Here is a 20349-nt window from a genome sequence, read left to right on the forward strand (position 1 = left end):
TGATACTTGCACCGCAACAGGCCGCTGTTATCTGTATAAGGAGCCAGTGTACAAAGCCAGCTGCACGGATTCTTATTATGTAGCCTTCCCTCCGGCTGCAGGAACTTCAGCTCCTCCGCGCCGCTTCACTGTCCCGGAAGCCGCTTCTCCCGGATGCCGGGAGAACAGACTGTGCAGCGCCATACCGGCAATAATTACCGCAATCCCAACCCATGATAGGAGGGATGGCAGCGGGGAAGCCAGAATCAGCATCTCACCGAGCAGGGCAAACAGCACCTCCAGGGACTGGGTCGCCTCAACTGCTGCCAGGCCGCTCATGCTGCCCCGGACCATATCCGTAGCCCGGAAGAAGAGTACGGTAGCCACTATTCCCGAAGAAAGAGCAACGATCACGGACTGGCCCGCTTGCGAGGACGACGGCAGGCCCGCGTCTGCCAGGCCATATAATGCGACTGCCAGCCAGAAGGGGAGGCTGGCCAGCGTCATGCCGAGAATCCGCTGGAACACATCCAGCCGGTCTCCGCAGAGCTCCATCGTCTTGCGGTTGCCCAGCGGATAGGCGAATGAAGCAATAAGTACCGGAATAATGCCCAGCAGCAGCTGGGATGGAGTCAGCTGGCGCGCATGTTCCACTTGCAGCAGCGCTACTCCGGCCAGAATGATTAGGGACAGGAGCAGCCCGCGGAGCGGGATTTTACCTCTTATGTATACAGAACCGGATGGGCCGCTTACCCATTGTCCGAAGAATGGGGCGAGCAGCGAGCCTGAGATAATCGTGATCTGCCAGGTCCCCGCCGTCAGCCAGCCGGGTGCATACGCAGCCGCGAAGCAAATAGGCGCATAGAACAGGCCGAAGCCGACCGTCCCCCATAACAGCCAGGCCCCCGGACGTTCTCTCATCGCAGACAGCAGCGGCCTCAGCCGCCCTCTTCCGGCCACAAGGGCCAGCAGAAACGGCAGGGTAAAGAAATAACGCAGCGAGGCGCTCCAGGCCCAGCTTCCTCCCGCAAGCTCCATCCTACGGTTAAGCACAAATGTTACCGCAAAAAACAGCGCCGAACAGATTCCAAGCAAAATGGGACGCACGCCTATCATCTCTTTTCGTCAAAATTCTTCCCCCAAATATAGGGTGTTATGGCGTCCGCCGTCAACCTTTGTGTCAGCTCTAAAGTAATCTTGTGCGTGGTGAAGCTCTGGTCAACTTCTGGCGGATTGTAAGAGACATATCTCTTTATGTTCAGCATCCCACCCACTTCCAGCGGATTCAAGGGCACTTTTACTCCTCACTCCCTCGCAATCACACATTGTATTCTGTTTTTCGCATACGTTTGGCTCGTTTAGCTTCGCAGTCGCACATTGTATTCGGTTTTTCGCATACATCTGGCTCGTTTACCATCGCAGTGTCACATTGTATTCGGTTTTTCGCATACATTTGGGTCGGTTGCCTTCGTAGTCGCACAATGTATTCGGTTTTTCGCATACATTTGGCTCTTTTACCCTCGCATTTCATTCCTCACTTCGGGAGGCTCATCAATACATCACATAATTTCCTAAACTACACAAAAAACCGGCTGATCGGATACCTCCTCAACCGGTTTTCTATATTTACCTGAGCCGTTCCTATCCGTCCTTTACTCTACCTCATCCGGCCTCTGCCTAGGTAGGCATCAACCTATCTAGCTTCCCTGCTCCTCCAGCCGGTCTACGCCAACGGTCCGTGTATTATCCGGCCGGGAGCCTACTTGTACAGTGGCCATGCCGTTATCGGCATCCACATGCTCAATCCATACCGGTTCACCATCGAGATGGACAGCAATCCTATCCTTGGAGGCGTAAATATCCCCCGCACGTTTCACATCCATTTTGTCGCCTCCCTATTCATCCTCATCTTCTGCAGAAAGTTCGCCGATGGTCGCATCAGCATCCAGCAGTCCGGCTTCGCCGTACAGCGCCTCTTCCCCGGGCTCGGCAATAATGCTCTCCCAATCGACAGCCTCCGCCGGGATATCCTGCTCGGACAGGACGTCGCTCCAGTTGTTCCGCCCTTTTTCCATAACGGCCTCCCTTTGCATGACTATCCAGCAATGACCAGCAATGAATGTCTCATTCACTGTGCAATGCGTATGCTGAACGGCTTTATTTTTTCCCATGAATCGCAAATAATGCATCCGGCTAGAAAAAGCCCCATCGCGTCATACTAAGCCATATTGATCGTGAACTCATCTTGATACACCACTTATAAACAGCACTTATACTGAGGAGGCGATTCTCATGCATACCGTTTGGAAAGGAGCCATCAGTTTCGGGCTTGTGCATGTTCCGGTCAAAATGTTCTCCGCTACGGAAGACAAGGATATCTCGCTGCGATACATCCATAAAGAATGCGGAAGTCCGCTATCCTACGTGCGTAAATGCCCCGTGTGCGAGAAGGAAGTGGCCTGGGAAGAGATCGGCAAGGGTTACGAATATGAGAAGGGCAAGTTTGTCTTGTTCGATAAGGAAGAGCTGGATCAGTTAACAGAGGAGAGCAGCAAGAGCATTACGATTCTGGATTTTGTGGATTTGACGGAGATCGACCCGATTTATTTCCAAAAAACCTATTACCTGTCTCCCGATCAGGCCGGCGCCAACGCCTACCGTCTGCTCATGGAGGCGATGCGCCAGACCGGCAAAATCGGGATCGCCAAAATCTCCATCCGCTCCAAAAGCAGTCTGGCTGCGATCCGCGTCCTCGCCGACTGTCTGGCGATTGAAACCATTTATTACCCGGACGAAGTCCGTCCGGTATCGCAGGTACCCGGTCTGCCCGAGCCGGGGATCGTGAACGACAAAGAGCTGGATATGGCCAAGCTGCTGATCTCCCAGCTGTCCACACCGTTTGAACCCGCTAAATACACGGACGATTACCGCCAGCGGATGCTTGACCTGATCACGCACAAGATCGCCGGAGAGGAATTCCATATTGCTCCGGCACGCCAGGAGAACAATGTCATCGATCTGATGGCTGCCCTGCAGGCCAGTATCGAAGCTGTACAGCACATTCCGTCCGACCCCGGACCTTCACTGTCCGGCACAGGAACAGGCACAGGCAAGAAGCCGCGGACGGCTGCGGCCGGCAAGAAAAAACCGGCACAGGCAACAGCCTCCGGAACCCCTGCCCCTGAACCGGCAGTGCCGGCAGTTAACGAGGCAACAGGGCCGATTCCGGTCATCGCTCCGAAGCCGAAACGCCGGACGGCCAAGAGCAAGGTAACCGGTGCCTAGGAGCAGGTCATCCGCACCTCCCGTTATTGGCGGTCCGCTTACGCTGCAGCCGGTTATTCCATTCGAGCCCGTGCTGGCCTCCAGGCTCCCGGAGGGCGAGGAGTGGATCGCCCAGATCAAATGGGATGGCGTGCGGATGCTCTCCTATTACGATGGAAGCCATGCCGAGCTGATCAACCGGCGGGGCAACCGGCGCACGCTGCAGTATCCTGAGCTTGCCAGACCGGAGGCGTATTGCCGGGCCGATTCCGTCATTCTCGATGGCGAGATTATTGCGCTCAGCGGCGGCAAGCCCTCCTTCCATGAGGTGATGCGGCGGGACAGCCTGAAGAATGAAGCAGCGATCCGGGCGGTAAGTCCTCAGGTGCCGGTGCTCTACATGGTCTTTGATATCCTGTACTGCAACGGCATTTGGCTGCTGGACCAGCCGCTGTCCCGGCGGCAGCAGACGTTAAGTGAAATGCTGCTGCCCCATCCCCATGTGCAGAATGTGCCAAGCTACCATCAGCCCGCACAGCTGTACGCCGCCGCTCAGAAGGGCGGGCTGGAGGGGATTGTATGCAAAGAGCTCACCAGCACCTACACCCCGGGTGGCAAGGACAAGCGCTGGCAGAAATGCAAAATCATCTCCGATGTCACTGCTGTAGCCGGCGGCGTCACCTTCCGTGACGGTCTGGTCAACGCCCTGCTCTTCGGACTGTATGATGATGCGGGCAAGCTGCACTATATCGGCCATGCAGGAGCGGGCAAAATGACCGTACAGGACTGGCGGAATTTGACCGCACAGATCAGCGGTATGATCACAGAGCAGATGCCTTTTGCAGAGCTGCCCCAGCGCAGTAAAGGCTCGGTCTGGATTAAGCCTGAGCTGGTGTTCAAGCTGCACTATCTGGAATGGAATACTTCCGGAACCTTCCGCCAGCCGGTTATACAATCCCAGGTAGAGCTCCCTCCGCTATCCTGCCGCATGGACCAGAGAACGCTGACGTAGTAACGGGATCATCTGGCTTGAGCCTTGCCTGAGCCTTGCCTGAGTTTGGCCTGAATTTTGCCTGAGTCTTGCCTAAGCCTTGCCTGAGCCTTGCCTGAGTTTGTCCTGAATTTTGCCTGAGCCTTGCCTAAGTCTTACCTAAGTCTTGCCTGAGCCTTGCCCGAGCCTTGCCTGACTAAGCCTCACCTTATCTTCAGCTCGTATAACTATACAAGGAGGATGCCGCATGCCGAAGACGATCAGAGGCTCCATTACCGCAGGGGGACATGAGATCAGCATTACGAACCCGGATAAGCTGCTATGGCCTGAACGCGGCATCACCAAGCAGATCTATCTGCTTAAGCTGGCCGCGCTCTCTCCTTATCTGCTGCGCTACTGCCAGGGACGGCTGCTCACGGTAATCCGCTACCCTCATGGTGTTCCGGGAATGTCCTTTTATCAGAAGAATGCCCCGGAGCCGCTGCCGGAATTCGTGCATACAGCAACTCATGAGAATATTACCTATATTGTACTGCAGGGCCTCCCGGAGCTGCTCTGGCTGGGCAATCTAGCCGCGCTCGAATTCCATCCCTCGCTGCATTATGCGGGCAGTGAGCTCCCCTGCGAATGGATGATTGATCTGGACCCCTCGCTTGAGGTCGAGCCGCGCATTATGGAAGCAGCCGCTACGGTGGGCGAAGTACTGAGGTCCCTGGGACTGGCCTCTGTGCCCAAGACCTCCGGTGCCACCGGTGTGCAGATCATTGTTCCGGTGGAGCCGGGAGTCACCTTCGACGGCCTGCGCCGGGTAGGCCATTTCGTCGGCCGCTATGTCACGGAGAAGCGTCCCGACCTGTTCACTTTGGAGCGCCTGAAGAAAAACCGCGGGGACAAAATCTATTTCGATTACCTCCAGCATTACGGCGGCAAAACTCTTGCTGCCCCATACACCCCGCGGGCCCGTCCGCTGGCAACAGTCTCAACGCCCCTCCTGTGGGAGGAAGTGCAGCGTAACGTCAAGCCTACCGATTACCATCTGCTGAACATTGAGGAGCGTCTGGCCCGGATGGGCGATCTTATCGCCCAGGTCCCTCCGCAGCCGGTCGGTGATATTATTGCCAAGCTGCCCTGAGAATGGCCCTGAATACAGCAATAAGCCCGCAGTAACCTATACTCTAGGCTGCGGGCTTATTTGGCGTCCAGCATATGGACGGAAGGTATTATATATGAGAATACGGCGCAGCAAGCCAGGACCGCCGCATTGATTACTCTGACGTTCGTAAATATACCTTCCTTCGGAAGCGCTCCGGTTATACCGTACTCGCTAATGGATTGCTTTTTTCTTAAAGCGGCCGCCTTTGACATCATGGATATTGCCGATCGCGATGAATGCGTCGGAATCCCAATCTTCTACAATGGACTTAAGCTTGGCTTCTTCCAAACGGGTAATGACTACAAAGATAACTTTCTTGTTATCGCCGGAGAATCCGCCTTCACCATCCAGATACGTCACTCCGCGTCCCAGACGCTCCGTCAATGCTTCACCGATATCACGGAATTTATCACTGATAATCCATACCGATTTCGATTGATCCAGACCTTCAAGTGTAATATCTATTAATTTAAAAGCAATGTAATAGGCAATCAGCGAGAACATCGCATTATTCCAGCCGAAGACAAAACCCGCGCCGGAAAGAATAAACAGGTTGAAGAACATTACAACTTCCCCTACGGAGAACGGAAGTCTCTTGGACACAAGGATGGCCACAATCTCAGTACCATCAAGCGATCCTCCATAACGTACCACAAGTCCGACCCCGACTCCGAGGATTACCCCTCCGAATACTGCGGCAAGCAGCGGTTCAACCGTAATCGGATTCACAGGATGGAGCAATTGGGTACCAATGGACATTACAACTACAGCAAATAGAGTAGATAAAGCAAAGGTCTTACCAATCTGCTTATAACCGATCACCAGAAACGGCAGGTTAAGCAGTGTCAATAAAATACCCAGAGGTATATTGAAAATATGGGACAACATAATGGAAATACCGGTTATTCCGCCGTCAATCAACTCATTGGGAACAAGAAAAATCTCAAGCGCAACAGACATCATGGCCGCTCCGATGACAATCATCACAATCCGCTGGGCCAGCTTCGCTGTCTTGAAGGCTCCTGATTTCTGAGGCTTCTTCTGTTCCTCACTCGTAAAGATTTGTTGGCTTACAGTCATAGAACTCCCCCTATAAATAGTGTATCTAAGAAGTATACGAAAGCAGACTTCACAGCTGCGCTTTCTCCCCTTTGCTTCTTATATTCCTATTATATCATAAAGGAAGCTCAAATAACGCATGGAACATGATATAACCTTCGATAAACGATGCTTACTTCACCTTTTATGTCATAAAAGCGGCGATAAGAGCTGACAGAGCCCCTCAATCAGTTTGACATTATGCGCTCTCTCCCTAAACCTTTTGGGATCGATGAATTCGCTGTGCTTCAGGTCTTGGCTGAAGTCCTCTGCCAGTTCCGCAATAATCGCCGGACGGAGCAGAACAGCCGTCAGTTCAAAGTTGGAATAGAAGCTGCGCATATCCAGATTCGCACTGCCTACCGTTGCCAGTACGTCATCAATAATCATCACTTTCGCGTGCATGAAGCCTCTTGTATAGCAGTAGAACTTCACTCCGGCATCCTGCAGATTCTCAAGGTAAGACAGGGTTGCCTTATACACCAGCTTGTTGTCCGGCTTCGCCGGGATAATGATCCTCACATCCACTCCGCTGAGCACCGCATTCTTGAGCGCCCGGCAAATGGCAGGGTCCGGAATGAAATACGGGGAGGTCAGCCAGATGCGCTCCTTCGCCGCACAGAGTGAAGCGAAAAACATCTCCTGTGTAGCATCAATCGCCCCATCGGGCCCGCTGGCAACAATCTGCACAGCATCCGGCCCGCTGCAGGCATGAGCAGGAAAAAAACGCGGATGGCTCATACTGTCACCGGCTGCCAGTCTCCAGTCTTTGAGAAACACATATTGCAGATGATACACAGCATCCCCTTCAAGACGAAGATGCGTATCTCTCCAGTAGCCCATTTTGGGGTCTTTACCCAGATAATCATCACCTACATTCATTCCCCCGGTAAAGCCGGTCAGCCCGTCGACCACGAGTATCTTGCGGTGATTGCGGAAATTGAAGCGGCGGTCCAGCAGCGAAGTAAGCGGCGGCAGAAAAAAGTGAACCTGCACCCCTGCGTTCTTGAGCGTATTCACGAATCTCCAGCTCAGCTGATGACTCCCCAGCCCATCACAAAGCAGACGCACCCTAACCCCCTGACGCGCCTTGCGGATCATAATCTCCTGAAACTGCCTGCCAATATCATCATCCCGGAAAATATAAAATTCCATGTGGATATGCTCTTGCGCATTCTCCATAACATCCAGCATCGCCTTATAGGCATCCCCGGCATTATTGAGCACCTGACATTGATTATGGCTTGTAATGTGGCTTTCTGACAGGCCTGAGAGCAAATGCAGCAGTTCTTTACGGTTCTCAAACCCCGGATTCCCGGTATCTGCCGTGCTTTTGACGATATGGATTTTGCCGGCAACATGGGCGCGGATCTCCCGCAGCAGGGACACACACCGTTTGCCAAGCTTCCGGCTCTGCCAATAATCCCGCCCGAGGAAATAATAGAACAGCAGCCCCAGCGGCGGACAGCAGAAGGTAATGCATATCCAGGCCAGTGCCCTCTGCGGACGGCGGAACTCCGATATAACGATAATGGCAATCTGTATGATAAAAAGACTTAAGATAACTGCGAATATCCGCATCCCCGGCCTCCTAAAAGTTATGTTATTGAAGATGATCTACTACAGGTCTTGCCGTAACTCTCCTTCTTTATTCAAGCAAACCGTTGTCATGTTCGCCAGAGGATTGGAATACATAGAGTAGTAGGACGAATCGGATGAGCCCCGCTCTATAGCAATGTTGGATTCACTCAGTTCATACCACGCGGCTGCTAAGGCCGCAGGAAGGAGACGTTATGAAGAGTCAGCCCGATCATAAAAAGATTACGCTGCTCGTCGTCCGTGAGGCCGGACGGCCGGTCAGACAGCTGCAGCTGTCCAAGCCGCTTGCCTTCGCCCTGCCTGCTGCGGCTGCCCTGTCCCTCTCCAGTCTGGTCACCTCCATGCATATTCATGCCTCCCGGTCCATTTCCGAGCTTGAGGCCGAAGCTGCGGCACTATCGCTGACGAATATCCGGATGGAGCTCAAGGTCGCCGACAAGGACCAGGCGCTGCTGCAGCTCCGCAGCCAGGTGACCGAGCTCTCGGAGGAAGCCCAGAGCATTAAAGACAAGCTGAAGAGTGTCTCTGAACTGGAGCAGCAGCTGCAGTCGCTGATTGAGAAAGAGACGACTTCCTCTTCCGGTACAGACGACAAGGACCCCACTGCCTCTGCAGCTTCTGCTGTAAGCAGCCGGCCGTTCATTGCCGCCTCAGCCAAAGTCGCTGCAAGCGGGACTAAGGGAGACGTCAAGGGTACCATAAGCCGCTCAAGTACGGCTGCGTTCCTTGCAGAGCGTTCATCAGACTCCTCTTCCGGCACGTTGTCTGCAGTTGATTTCCGTTTCGGGGTAGTTACCGCTGCATTAGGAAGTACAGTGCCCCCCCAGGTTGGCGGGGAGTACATCGCTGTGTATGCCAATGACCCGCTGGAGCTGGTTCAGGACACAAGAGACGACTACGAAGAAATAAAAACGATGCTGGAGGAAATGGTCAGCCGTATCTCCACTACGATTACTGAGGCCGAAAAAGCCAACACCCTGGAAGCTAACCTGCAGGCCAAGAAGGCTCGTGAAGAAAAAGCGAGACTGGCCCCGGCTGTCCTCTGGCCCACAGGCTCGAAGGTGATCACCTCCAGCTTCGGTTATCGTTCCGATCCCTTCAAGGGTGTCTCCGCCTACCACTCCGGAATCGATATTGCCGGCCGCATCGGTGACCCTGTATACGCAGCGATGGAGGGTGTGGTCACTTCTGCCGACCAGCTGGGCGCCAGAGGCAAATATATCATTCTCAAGCATGCAAACGGGCTGGAAACCTGGTATATGCACTTGAACGGTATGGTGGTCTCGCCCGGTGACAAGGTCAGCAAAGGGGAGCAAATTGGTATGCTCGGCAACACCGGACGCAGCACGGGTCCTCATCTCCACTTCCAGGTCGTGAAGCAGAATAAGCCGGTGAATCCGCTGAATTATGTTAAACCTTAAGAATACAAGGAGGAATGCAGGAATGTGGAACAAACGCAAACAAAGTGCTCCATATAAATCGACCGATTCACTTATCGGACATGGGGGCACACTTGAAGGTAAAGTCCATTGCGATACCAATCTGCGGATTGAAGGGAATTTCAGCGGGGAAATCCTGTGTCAGGGGACAGTTACGGTCGGCGAACAGGGTACGGTCCACTCCAGCATTAAGGCGCAGGAGGTTATTATCGCCGGCAAGGTCTACGGCGACGTGACCGCCGACCAGAAGCTGATCATGACCGAAACCGGACAGCTGCACGGTAATATTGCAGCCGGCACACTGAGTATTATGGAAGGCAGTGTGCTGAACGGGTCCGTGGCCATGTCCGAACAGCCCGCCACAGAGACAGCGGGCGGGCTTCAGGCAGGGGGTTCAGCGGACAAGGCAGGTAAGCGGGGTTCCCATAAACAGAACAAACTGGAAGCAGGCTGAGCGGGCATAACCCCGCATAGGCTTGCTTCCAGTCCTTGTGTAGCCTTGTACCCCATTTAAGCTGCGACATCTCTTTTACGGAATACAACCCATGAGACGAGCATGAAAATAACGTAATACACCGCGAGGACAGCAATCGCGAACCCTAACGTAGCGCCTCCGGGGCCGGTGTCCGACAGCAGATAGCCGCCTAGATTCATATGGGCAAAAATCAGATAGTTGGCCCACTCATACCGTTCCGGGCTGAAGATGGCGATAAAGATATCTTTGGTGAACATGATGGACAGCGACAGTACAATCGCAAGGCCGCTGGAACGGAATACGCTGGAGATCATAAAGGCAATGGCTGCTGTGAGAAACAGCTCAATGTAGGCGCACATAATCGTCAGAAAAACGTATTCCCCCTGGCTCCAGGCCATCGTCGGCCCCCCTATCGAATCCACGGCCGAGGACGAGAAAATCAGGGCTGAGCCATAACCAAACACGATCAGCAGCAGAGTGCTGAACAAGCTGAAGAGCACCATCGATATATATTTCGAGAGCAGGATTTTGGAGCGGCTCCAAGGGCGGATCAGCAGCAGCTTAATCGTTCCCCAGGTGAATTCGCCCGCAACGGAGTCAGCAGCCACCAGGGCTGTGAAGATGGTGTTCAGGAAAAAAGCAATAGCTACGGTAGTCTGGAAGCTGTCCCATAACCCGATCGTTACCTCACTGCCTCCACTGGTGAAATGGATTAGCGCCGGAAACAGCGCACTCATCACCGCCAGAATGAACAGCATAATCCATGTCCGCAGACGTCTGTAAATTTTGATATTCTCATTATGTATGAGAGCAGCGAATTCACCCAATGCCTTCACCTCCTGTAATCTCCAAGAATTGATCTTCCAGTGACCGGAACAGCGGCTTGATGCTGTACACTTTAATTCCGCCGGCCACCAGCTTCGCGTTGAGCTCGGCAATTTCCTCCCGTACCGCCTCTACAGCAATACCCCCGTCCTTCACCACGCCACGGCCCATCAGTTCCAGCGCAGCTTCAGGCTGATCCACTTCGAACAGGGTCTCACCCACCGGCACCATCACATTGCCTACAGCCTTAAGCTGTTTCACTTCGATCAGGCGGCCGTTCTGGATAATCGCCACACTATCACACATGAGTTCCATTTCAGCGAGCAAATGGCTGGAGACAAAAACAGTAGTACCTTCCTTCTGGCACAGCAGGCGCAGATAATCGCGCAGCTCGCGGATGCCCTGCGGGTCCAGCCCGTTGGTCGGCTCATCGAGAATCAGCAGCTTCGGCCGGTGCAGCAGTGCCTGGGCCACACCCAGCCGCTGGCGCATCCCCAGAGAATAGGTCTTAACCTTGTCGTTGATTCTCTGGCCGAGACCTACCAGCTCTACTACTTCATTAATCCGCTCCTTGGTCACACCAGGGACCATGCGCGCATACTGGCGCAGGTTCTGGTATCCGGTAAGGAACTTGTACATTTCCGGATTCTCCACAATAGCCCCTACATTCGCTATTGCCTCTTCAAAATGGTCTTTAATACTGCGTCCGCAGATATGAATATCCCCGCGGCTAATGGATATAAGCCCTACCATCATGCGGATGGTAGTTGTTTTACCGGCACCGTTCGGGCCCAGGAATCCGAAGATTTGCCCGGGTGGAATATCGAGGGTCAAGTCGTTGATCAGCGTTTTGGAGCCGATCTTTTTGGTAACCCCCATCAGGCTGGCCACAGGTTTCACAACTTCTGCCGTATTCGGCATAACTTCACTTCCTTTCGTCGGTTTGGATGAAACGGGCTTGCGCTTTCGGATAAGGTGAACCATAGATGAACAAAGATATACTACTTCGATGTAACCCTCACTGCGGGAAATGTTTGGACTTCCAACCGCTGTTAGGTTTGAATTTCCTGATTGATCCCGCTGATTGCGGTAGAAATTCAAACCTAAAGGCGGACGCTGCCGCTCTTCCAGTTCCAAACTTCCCCTCCGCTCCCTCATCTTAATATTGTCTCTTTCAGTTCAAGCTATATTAACCTTATCGCTGTATCAGCAACCCGTTTCATACATTTTTATATTCTACCACAGCTTTCCTTTTTCCTGAAATTAGGAAAGAAATGCAGTAATAGTAAAAGGGACAGTATCTTCCCCGTCTGATACGGGTAAGAATACTGTCCCAACTCATTAATCAAATCTGAATTTTAGCCGCCGACACGGGCAAGCTCACGCATATTCGCCTCAAAAGCAGCCATCAGGGCAGCTTCGCCGGTCAGGCCATTCTGCTCCACCTTGCGGATCTGTTCCATCATCCGTTTGTAATCCTTCGGAATGACACGGGCAAACTTCGACAGGGCCTGATCCCATGAATCGAGAATCGTTCTGCCCGCATTGCTGTCTGTAAGCTCGGTATGACGGGTAATCAGGCTATGCAGCTCAGCGATTTCATCCGCCTCCTCCACACGCTCCAGTAATACCATTTCCAGGTTACAGCGTTTGATGAACGTGCTGTCCGGATCATATACGTAGGCGATACCGCCTGACATCCCTGCCGCAAAGTTACGGCCGGTTTCACCCAGAACAACCACACGGCCGCCAGTCATGTATTCGCAGCCGTGGTCACCCACGCCTTCAACGACTACATTCGCCCCGGAGTTGCGGACTGCGAAACGTTCACCGGCGATACCGCTGACATAAGCTTCGCCGCCAGTCGCTCCATACAGCGCCGTATTCCCGATGATGATATTATCTTCAGCTGCAAAGGTTGCCTTGCGGGAAGGTCTGATAATCAGCTTGCCCCCGGACAGCCCTTTGCCGACATAGTCATTGGAGTCACCTTCGACCGTAATCGTGATGCCCTTCGGTACGAATGCGCCCAGACTTTGTCCGGCCGAGCCTGTGAAATACAGCTTGATGGTGTCATCCGGCAGACCTGCTGCGCCATATTTGCGCGTCAGCTCGCTGCCCAGAATCGTACCCACTGCACGGTTGACGTTCGTGATCGGCAGGGATGCTTCAACTGCTGTGCCGGCTTCCAGTGCAGGAGCGGCAATATCGAGCAGGTGAGTCATATCCAGTGTTTCTTCCAGGCCATGATTCTGGTATTTGCTGCGGAAGCGTGTGCTTCCTTCCGGCATAGCCGGTGTGTGCAGCAGGCTGCTCAGATCGACGCCCTTCTTCTTCCAGTGGGTCGAAGCCTGAACCGCATCCAGGCAATCCGTGCGGCCGACCATTTCCTCAATGGTGCGGAAGCCAAGCTCTGCCATAATCTCACGCAGATCCTGTGCTACAAAGGTCATGAAGTTAACGACATGCTGCGGATCTCCCATGAAGTTCTTCCGCAGCTCCGGATTCTGCGTAGCAACGCCGACCGGGCAGGTATCCATCTGACACACACGCATCATGATACAGCCTACAGCTACCAGCGGTGCAGTAGCGAAGCCGTATTCTTCGGCACCAAGCAGAACAGCTACTGCCAGATCACGCCCGCTAAGCATCTTGCCGTCTGTTTCCAGCACAACACGGTCGCGCAGATTGTTCAGCATCAGTGTCTGGTGCGTCTCAGCCAGACCCAGCTCCCAAGGCAGTCCGGCATGACGGATGGAGTTCATCGGTGAAGCACCGGTGCCGCCGTCATAGCCGCTGATCAGGATAATATCGGCACGGCCTTTGGCCACACCGGCGGCAATGGTGCCTACGCCGACTTCGGATACAAGCTTAACGTTAATATTGGCACGAGGATTGGCATTCTTCAGATCATAGATCAGCTCTGCCAAATCCTCGATCGAGTAAATATCATGATGCGGCGGCGGTGAGATCAGACCTACACCTGCTGTAGAGCCGCGGACTTCGGCAACCCAAGGATATACCTTGCGGCCCGGAAGCTGTCCGCCTTCACCCGGCTTAGCGCCTTGTGCCATCTTGATCTGGATCTCGTCGGCATTCACCAGATAGTTCGAGGTTACGCCGAACCGTCCCGATGCCACCTGCTTGATCGCACTGCGGCGGGAATCGCCGTTAGCGTCCGGAATGAAGCGCGCCGGATCTTCCCCGCCTTCGCCGGTATTGCTCTTGCCGCCGATACGGTTCATGGCAATGGCCAGTGTCTCATGGGCTTCCTTGCTGATCGAGCCGAAGGACATGGCGCCGGTCTTGAAGCGTTTCATGATCGATTCCGCCGGTTCTACCTCATCAAGCGAAACGGGTGCATTAGTGGATTTGAACTGCAGCATCGAGCGCAGCGTCTGGTGTTTCTCGCTTTCGCCCTGAACAAGTGCCGCATATTTCTTGTACATCTCGTAATCTCCGCTACGGACGGAATGCTGCAGCAGATGAATCGTCTGCGGGTTGAACAGATGCTCTTCCCCGTCACTCCGCCACTGGTATTCACCGCCGGAATCCAGCACCTTGTCGTTGCCGTCTTTGTCGGTGAAGGCACGGTTATGGCTGGCAAGTGCTTCTAGAGCCACTTCCTCCAGGCCAATTCCCCCGATACGGGATGGTGTCCAGGTGAAGTAACGGTCTACGAACTCCGAATTCAGCCCTACAGCTTCAAAAATCTGTGCGCCGCGGTAAGATTGAATTGTGGAGATCCCCATTTTGGACAGGATTTTGACAACACTCTTCGTAGCTGCCTTAATATAGTTCTTCACAGCCTTCTCATGCGAGATTCCGCGGAGCAGGCCCTGGCCGATCATATCATCCAGACTCTCGAAGGCCAGATAAGGGTTGACCGCACTGACACCATAACCAAGCAGAAGCGCATAATGATGAACTTCACGCGGTTCACCGGATTCCAGCAGGATACTGACCTTGGTCCGTGTTCCCGAGCGGATCAGATGGTGATGCAGGCTGGAGACAGCCAGCAGCGCCGGAATTGCCGCATTGTCGCGGTCTACCCCGCGGTCGGACAGAATAAGAATATTATGTCCTTTAGCCATAACACGGTCTGCCGCCTCATTCATCCGCTCCAGAGCGATACGCAGCCCTTCTGCCCCCAGCTCTGCCGGGAAGAGAATCGGAATGGACATCGATTTGAAGCCGGCACGGCGTACATGACGCAGCTTGGCGAAATCCTCGTTCGAGAGAATCGGAGAATCCAGCGAGATCTGACGACAGCTCTCCGGCTCTGCTTTGAGCAGATTGCGTTCAGGCCCGATCGTTGTCGCCGTGGACGTTACCAGTTCTTCACGGATCGCGTCAATCGGCGGGTTGGTTACCTGGGCAAACATTTGTTTGAAGTAGTTGTAGAGCCGCTGAGGACGGTCAGACAATACCGCCAGCGGTGAATCATAACCCATGGACCCGACAGCCTCGGCACCTGTGGAAGCCATAGGCTCCAGCACCTTGCGCAGATCTTCAAAGGTATAACCGAACGACTGCTGAAGCTGCTGCACGTTATCATGCTTCGGATTCGGCAGCTCCGGTGCTTCCGGAAGCTCATCGAGGCTGATCAGGTGCTCATCCAGCCAATCCTGATACGGCTGCTGCGAAGCAATTTCAGCCTTGACCTCTTCATCAGAGATAATCCGGCCCTGCTTCGTATCCACGAGCAGCATACGGCCCGGTCTCAGTCGGTCTTTGTATAGTACATCCTCTGCCGGGATATCTAGGACTCCCGCTTCGGAGGACAGAATGATCAGATCATCTTTGGTGACATAATAACGCGCAGGACGAAGACCGTTACGGTCGAGGATCGCCCCGATTTGCACGCCGTCAGTGAAGCCCATAGCGGCAGGCCCGTCCCATGGCTCCATCAGGGTGCTGTGGAATTCATAGAAGGCTTTCTTCTTCTCGTCCATGCTGTCATGATTGCTCCAAGGCTCAGGAACCATCATCATCGCAACATGCGGCAGGGAGCGTCCGCTCAGGTACAGGAACTCGAACGTATTATCGAACATCGCAGTATCGGAGCCGTCCGGGTTAACCACCGGCTTGATTTTGCCAAGATCCTCTCCGAACACTTCGCTCTTGAACAGTGACTGGCGGGCATGCATCCAGTTCACATTGCCGCGAAGGGTGTTGATTTCGCCATTGTGTATCATGAAGCGGTAAGGGTGGGCACGTTCCCAGCTTGGGAAGGTATTGGTACTGAACCGGGAGTGGACAAGCGCAATCGCCGACTCCAGCTTCTCATCCTGCAGATCCAGGTAGAACTGTCCAACCTGTACAGTAGTCAGCATGCCCTTGTATACGATCTTCTTGCAGGATAAACTCGGTACGTAGAAGGATTCCCCCTCTTCTGCTCCGCCGTAGCGGATCGACAGCTCCGCACGTTTGCGGATCACGTACAGCTTGCGTTCAAAAGAAAGATCATCCTTAATTCCTTCAGAGCGGCCGATAAATACCTGCCGCACATAAGGCTTGGCAGCCTTGGCCGTCTTGCCGAGCATTTCGTCAAAGGTAGGCACATCGCGGTAGCCGAGCACCTGCTGACCCTCTTCAGCGATAATCTCGCTCAGGAGCGCCTCGTGGCGGGCCCGGATCTCCTCGTTATGAGACAGAAAGATCATGCCCACGCCGTAATGGCCCTGTTCCGGCAGCTCAAAGCCAAGCTTCGCTGCTTCGCCGGCAAAGAAACGGTGCGGAATCTGCAGCATAATGCCGGCTCCGTCACCAGAGTTCGGCTCGCTTCCCTGGCCTCCCCGATGCTCCATATTAAAGAGCATAGTCAGAGCATTGCTAACAATATCATGGGACGGTTTGCCTTTAATATGGGCAACAAATCCCATGCCGCAAGCGTCTTTTTCGAACTGAGGATCATAAAGGCCCTGTTTGCCGGGCAGTTCAGTGTGTCTCATCATACGCAACCTTTCTATTATAAAGTAGACGGAATTCCAGGAAAATTTTTCAGAGGAAAATCTTAATAATTATTCAAGCCAGATTGGTTATATTATTTTATCATCGACCTGACATGAGTGCAATTTAAACTTTTTTATGAGCTTGATTAACAAATGCTTTTGCGACACAGCTTTAGCGGATAAAAGCGTAAAAAATCTTCTCGGTGCATAATTATGCATTTAAGACGAATAAGTTCTTATTCATTGAAAGCGTTTCATTTATTTTCCTGCCATGGGAATGGCACTTTTTTAACCCATTTAGTTTTCTGTAGAAGCCAAAAACGCCCCCTCAGGGGCGTTTTTGTGTCCTCATATCTACAAGGAAATGTGTTCCATTATACAGTCAAAACTTGTTCACTATTCAGCAGAGCTTCATTACCGCGGTCACGGGTCATGAAGTAGGTGAAGGTAAGCGCCAGGAATACTATGCCGTAAGCGGCCAGCAGTCCGGCATCATTCCACATCGAGCTGAAGTCGCCAGTGGAGATGACTGCCTTGAAGCCTTTGACACTGTAAGTCATCGGCAGCAGCGGATTGAATATCTTCATCCAGTTCGGAATCAGCTCCAGCGGGAACGTACCCGCACTCGTAGTCAATTGGAAGATTAGAATAAGGATGACTACGAAACGGCCCGGCTGGTCGAGCCAGGTTACGATCGCCTGGATCATCCACATGAAGGCAAGGCTGGTAATGAAGGAGAAGGCGTAGAACAAGCCTACACTCTGCACTTCAAGGCCCAGGCCGTACAGAACAATCAGGATGGCGAGAAGCGCCTGGAGCAAGCTCATCATGGAGAACGTAAGGGTACGGCTCATGAACCGGTTGAACCGGCTTGCTCCGATCACTTCAGATTCACGCATCGGAATAACAATCGTACAGATCAGTGCGCCTACGAACAAACCGAGCGACAGGAAGTAAGGGGCGAATCCTGTTCCATAGTTCGGTACCTTGCTGACTTTCACTTCTTCAATCTGTACCGGCTGGGCAAACATGGATACCAGCGCATCGCTCTTGTTCACAGCATTAGTCTGCGTTGCGGCATCGCCCAGCTTGCTTGCCAGCTCACCGGAGCCTGCTTTCAGCTCATCCAGACCGTCCTTGAGCTGGCCTGCCCCGTCACTCAGCTGCTTCGAGCCGTCAGCTACAGAGCTGAGGCCGCTGCCAAGCTGTCCTGCGCCGCTCAGCAGCTTCGCTGTTCCGGCTTCAAGCGCTTTGCCGCCGTCTGCCAGCTTCGCACCGCCTGCGGCCGCTTCGTCCAGCTTCGCGCCGAACTGCTGCATGCCTGCCGACAGCTTCGCACCGCCTGCTGCAAGTGTGCCCGCGCCAGCCGCCAGCTGCTGCTGGCCTTCCAGCAGCTGTGCGCTGCCGGCGTTCAGCTGCTGCGCTCCGGCATGCAGCTGCGTTACACCTGCATCAAGCTGCTGGGAACCGCTGTGCAGCTGATTCGCTCCCTGCACCAGCTGCTCCTGGCCGCTGTGCAGTGCCGTTGCTCCTGCCAGCAGCTGCTCCTGGCTCTGGTCCAGCTGTGCAGTGCCGGTGGCCACTGCTGTACTTGCCGCCAGCAGCTTCTGCACATCCGGGCTTGCCGCAAGCTGCGGATTCGATTTCGCCAGTGCCTGCAGACCGTCTGCTACCGCCTTGGCTCCGGCTGCCGCTTTCGCGCTGCCTTCCTTCGAAGCCGTAAGACCGGCTTCGAGCTTCGCGCTGCCTTCTGCGGAAGAGGTCAGGCCCGCTTCCAGCTTCGCGCTGCCGTCAACCACCGACTTCGTGCCAGCCTGCAGCTTGGCGGTTCCGTCTACGGCCGACTGTGTGCCGTCCTTAAGCGAAGCCGCTCCGGCTGCAGTCTTCTGCAGCCCTGCGTCAAGCTGCTTGCTGCCTGCTGCCGACTGGGTCACACCATCCTGCAGCTGCTTATGGGCTGCGGACAATTGCTGAAGCCCTCCGGCCAGCGTGCTGCTGCCGGCTTCCAGAGCCGCTGCTCCGGTATTCAGATCCGTCACACCCTGGGTAAGCGGCGCTACGCCATCGAGCAGCTTGCCGGTGCCTTCAGTCAGGACAAGCAGATTGTCCTTCAGCTTAAGCGCTCCGTCATCCAGCTTGGTGGCACCGTCAGCAATCTTGGTGGCGCCGTCCCCGGCTTCGCCAAGCCCGCTGGCGATATCCGTGATTTTATCAAATACAGATTCGGTATACGCTTCTGTGATCTTGGCAGACACTTTAGTCTTAATATCCTTCACTGCCGTGCCGCCGATCTGGCCAGCCAGGAAGTTGTAGCCTTCATTAGGCTCGTAGATGATTTTGGCCGGCTGCGGATCCGCATCCAGCAGGGTAGTAGCTTTGGCCGAGAAGTCTTCCGGAACAATAATCGCCATATAATAGGTATTGTCCGCAAGTCCGGCTTCCGCCGCTTCACGGCTGACGAAATTCCACTTGAACCCGTCCGTCTTCTTCAGCTCTGCGACCAGGTCTGTTCCGGCGCTCAGCTTGGAGCCCTCATAATCAGCACCTTTATCTTCATTTACGACAGCGACCGGAAGCTCGTTCATTTTACCGTAAGGATCCCAGAATGCCTTGAGGAATAATCCGCTGTACAGTACAGGAATGAACAGAATGGCAAACATGGAAATACGCATCTTGGGATTCTTAAAAACCGCGCCAAGGTCCTTGATAAACACGGATAAAGATTTCATTCTGGTTCTCTCCTTCTAATCATATGCTCTCTTTAAAATGCTATAAATTCCTCTGAAATGATATTTTCGTGAATGTTACAGTAACACTGGTTGACCATTTTCCCCATTCAGTCAGTCAAGAGCAAAAAAAATTTTGCCTGTTCACATCAGGGAAAGCGCAGGTTCGCAGGGCGCCGTCCCTATACCGGACTTAAATTTTACTGTGACAGGCCTTCTGCCAAAAATAAGTGAAAGTAGCATTTAATCTGCTCTTTGGTCAAAGGCACATGCACCTTGCTCAGTTCAGCAGTAAGTACGATATAAAGCCTGAACATTACTACCGAGACAATCTGGGGATCGCAGGGTTTGATCTCCCCTTGACGGATTGCCTGTTCCACCTCCCGTTCCAAATATTCAAGTACGACACTCTCGATCTTGTCGAGCCCATCACCGGCCTGCGGCGTTCCGAAATCACGACTTTCCTGGGACAGCTTGATGAATAGCTCATGTTCGCTCCGAAATTCCAGCAGGGCGTCCAGCACACGGTGCAGATTATCAAAAAACGGCTTGTCGCGTTTAATCTCCCGCTCGGCGATTCTTTTCATCTCAATAATGACATCTCGCAGAATCTCGTCAAATAATTGTTCCTTGTTCGTAAAAAAGGTATAAATCGTCCCTTTGCCGACATTGGCAATCTTGGCGACCTGATCCATTGTAGTTGCCTTATAGCCGAATAATGAAAAAGATTTCGTCGCCGCCTGAAGCACCTGCTGCCTTCGATCTACCACAGCCACCCGTGCACTCCCTTTCGTCAGGAAATATCATTGCGTCCGCGTTCTGACCAATTTACTAATCCGGTCACTC

At 53.6% G+C, this 20349-nt stretch carries 16 protein-coding genes; 5 read left to right on the forward strand and 11 right to left on the reverse strand.

Annotated features, from left to right (window positions below; translation table 11 throughout):
• Positions 1-75: 75 nt before the first annotated feature.
• The 4 genes from QW71_RS19305 to QW71_RS19315 all read right to left on the reverse strand — a co-directional run bounded on the left by QW71_RS19305 (position 76) and on the right by QW71_RS19315 (position 2054).
• On the reverse strand, positions 76-1095 hold the full coding sequence (locus QW71_RS19305; protein ID WP_200905940.1) for a multidrug resistance efflux transporter family protein: 1020 nt from the start codon (positions 1093-1095) through the stop codon (positions 76-78).
• Positions 1092-1268 (reverse strand): hypothetical protein, encoded by a 177-nt coding sequence (locus QW71_RS40550; protein ID WP_160311827.1) that lies wholly within the window; start codon positions 1266-1268, stop codon positions 1092-1094. Before QW71_RS40550 ends, QW71_RS19305 begins: the two co-directional genes overlap by 4 nt.
• Positions 1269-1676: 408 nt before the next feature.
• On the reverse strand, positions 1677-1862 hold the full coding sequence (locus QW71_RS19310) for an H-type small acid-soluble spore protein (protein ID WP_039302140.1): 186 nt from the start codon (positions 1860-1862) through the stop codon (positions 1677-1679).
• A gap of 12 nt (positions 1863-1874) precedes the next feature.
• Entirely contained in the window at positions 1875-2054 is a 180-nt protein-coding gene (locus QW71_RS19315; RefSeq protein WP_039302143.1) for a hypothetical protein, read from the reverse strand.
• 217 nt (positions 2055-2271) lie between these two features.
• Here QW71_RS19315 and QW71_RS19320 point away from each other — a divergent pair, with 217 nt between their 5' ends.
• The 3 genes from QW71_RS19320 (at position 2272) to ligD (ending at position 5366) form a co-directional block, all read left to right on the forward strand.
• Entirely contained in the window at positions 2272-3264 is a 993-nt protein-coding gene (locus QW71_RS19320) for a Ku protein (protein ID WP_039302146.1), read from the forward strand.
• Positions 3257-4255, forward strand: a complete 999-nt coding sequence (locus tag QW71_RS19325; RefSeq protein WP_235441501.1) for an RNA ligase family protein — start codon at positions 3257-3259, stop codon at positions 4253-4255. The genes QW71_RS19320 and QW71_RS19325 overlap by 8 nt, the downstream gene beginning before the upstream one ends.
• A 226-nt stretch (positions 4256-4481) precedes the next feature.
• Complete coding sequence (ligD, locus tag QW71_RS19330) at positions 4482-5366, forward strand: non-homologous end-joining DNA ligase (protein WP_039302148.1); 885 nt, start codon at positions 4482-4484, stop codon at positions 5364-5366.
• Between the two features lie 192 nt (positions 5367-5558).
• Here ligD and QW71_RS19335 read toward each other — a convergent pair whose 3' ends face one another.
• Together QW71_RS19335 and cls are read right to left on the reverse strand one after the other, a co-directional pair.
• The gene (locus QW71_RS19335) at positions 5559-6467 is read right to left on the reverse strand and encodes a YitT family protein (protein ID WP_039302151.1); all 909 of its coding nucleotides are present in this window, start codon (positions 6465-6467) and stop codon (positions 5559-5561) included.
• Positions 6468-6635: 168 nt separating this feature from the next.
• Complete coding sequence (cls, locus tag QW71_RS19340) at positions 6636-8066, reverse strand: cardiolipin synthase (protein ID WP_039302154.1); 1431 nt, start codon at positions 8064-8066, stop codon at positions 6636-6638.
• Between the two features lie 212 nt (positions 8067-8278).
• On the opposite strand from cls, the gene QW71_RS42015 reads away from it, so the two are divergent.
• Together QW71_RS42015 and QW71_RS19350 are read left to right on the forward strand one after the other, a co-directional pair.
• Positions 8279-9505, forward strand: coding sequence for a M23 family metallopeptidase (locus QW71_RS42015; RefSeq protein ID WP_039302157.1), 1227 nt, complete (start codon positions 8279-8281; stop codon positions 9503-9505).
• 22 nt (positions 9506-9527) lie between these two features.
• A complete protein-coding gene (locus QW71_RS19350; protein WP_039302160.1) occupies positions 9528-9977 on the forward strand; it encodes a polymer-forming cytoskeletal protein in 450 nt (149 codons plus the stop codon).
• A 56-nt stretch (positions 9978-10033) separates the two neighbouring features.
• Here the strand turns inward: QW71_RS19350 and QW71_RS19355 are convergent, their stop codons facing one another.
• The 5 genes from QW71_RS19355 to QW71_RS19375 all read right to left on the reverse strand — a co-directional run bounded on the left by QW71_RS19355 (position 10034) and on the right by QW71_RS19375 (position 20279).
• Positions 10034-10825 (reverse strand): ABC transporter permease, encoded by a 792-nt coding sequence (locus QW71_RS19355; RefSeq protein ID WP_039302163.1) that lies wholly within the window; start codon positions 10823-10825, stop codon positions 10034-10036.
• Positions 10818-11744 (reverse strand): ABC transporter ATP-binding protein, encoded by a 927-nt coding sequence (locus QW71_RS19360; protein ID WP_039302166.1) that lies wholly within the window; start codon positions 11742-11744, stop codon positions 10818-10820. Before QW71_RS19360 ends, QW71_RS19355 begins: the two co-directional genes overlap by 8 nt.
• 437 nt (positions 11745-12181) lie before the next feature.
• Positions 12182-16777 (reverse strand): glutamate synthase large subunit, encoded by a 4596-nt coding sequence (gene gltB / locus QW71_RS19365; RefSeq protein ID WP_039302310.1) that lies wholly within the window; start codon positions 16775-16777, stop codon positions 12182-12184.
• A gap of 374 nt (positions 16778-17151) precedes the next feature.
• Positions 17152-19506, reverse strand: a complete 2355-nt coding sequence (locus tag QW71_RS19370; protein WP_039302170.1) for a YhgE/Pip domain-containing protein — start codon at positions 19504-19506, stop codon at positions 17152-17154.
• A gap of 197 nt (positions 19507-19703) precedes the next feature.
• Positions 19704-20279: a TetR/AcrR family transcriptional regulator gene (locus QW71_RS19375; protein ID WP_039302173.1), complete on the reverse strand. Its 576-nt coding sequence runs from the start codon at positions 20277-20279 to the stop codon at positions 19704-19706.
• Positions 20280-20349: the final 70 nt, after the last annotated feature.

The organism is Paenibacillus sp. IHB B 3415, from assembly GCF_000802655.2.
In the GTDB taxonomy this organism is placed as follows: domain Bacteria; phylum Bacillota; class Bacilli; order Paenibacillales; family Paenibacillaceae; genus Paenibacillus_AQ; species Paenibacillus_AQ phytohabitans.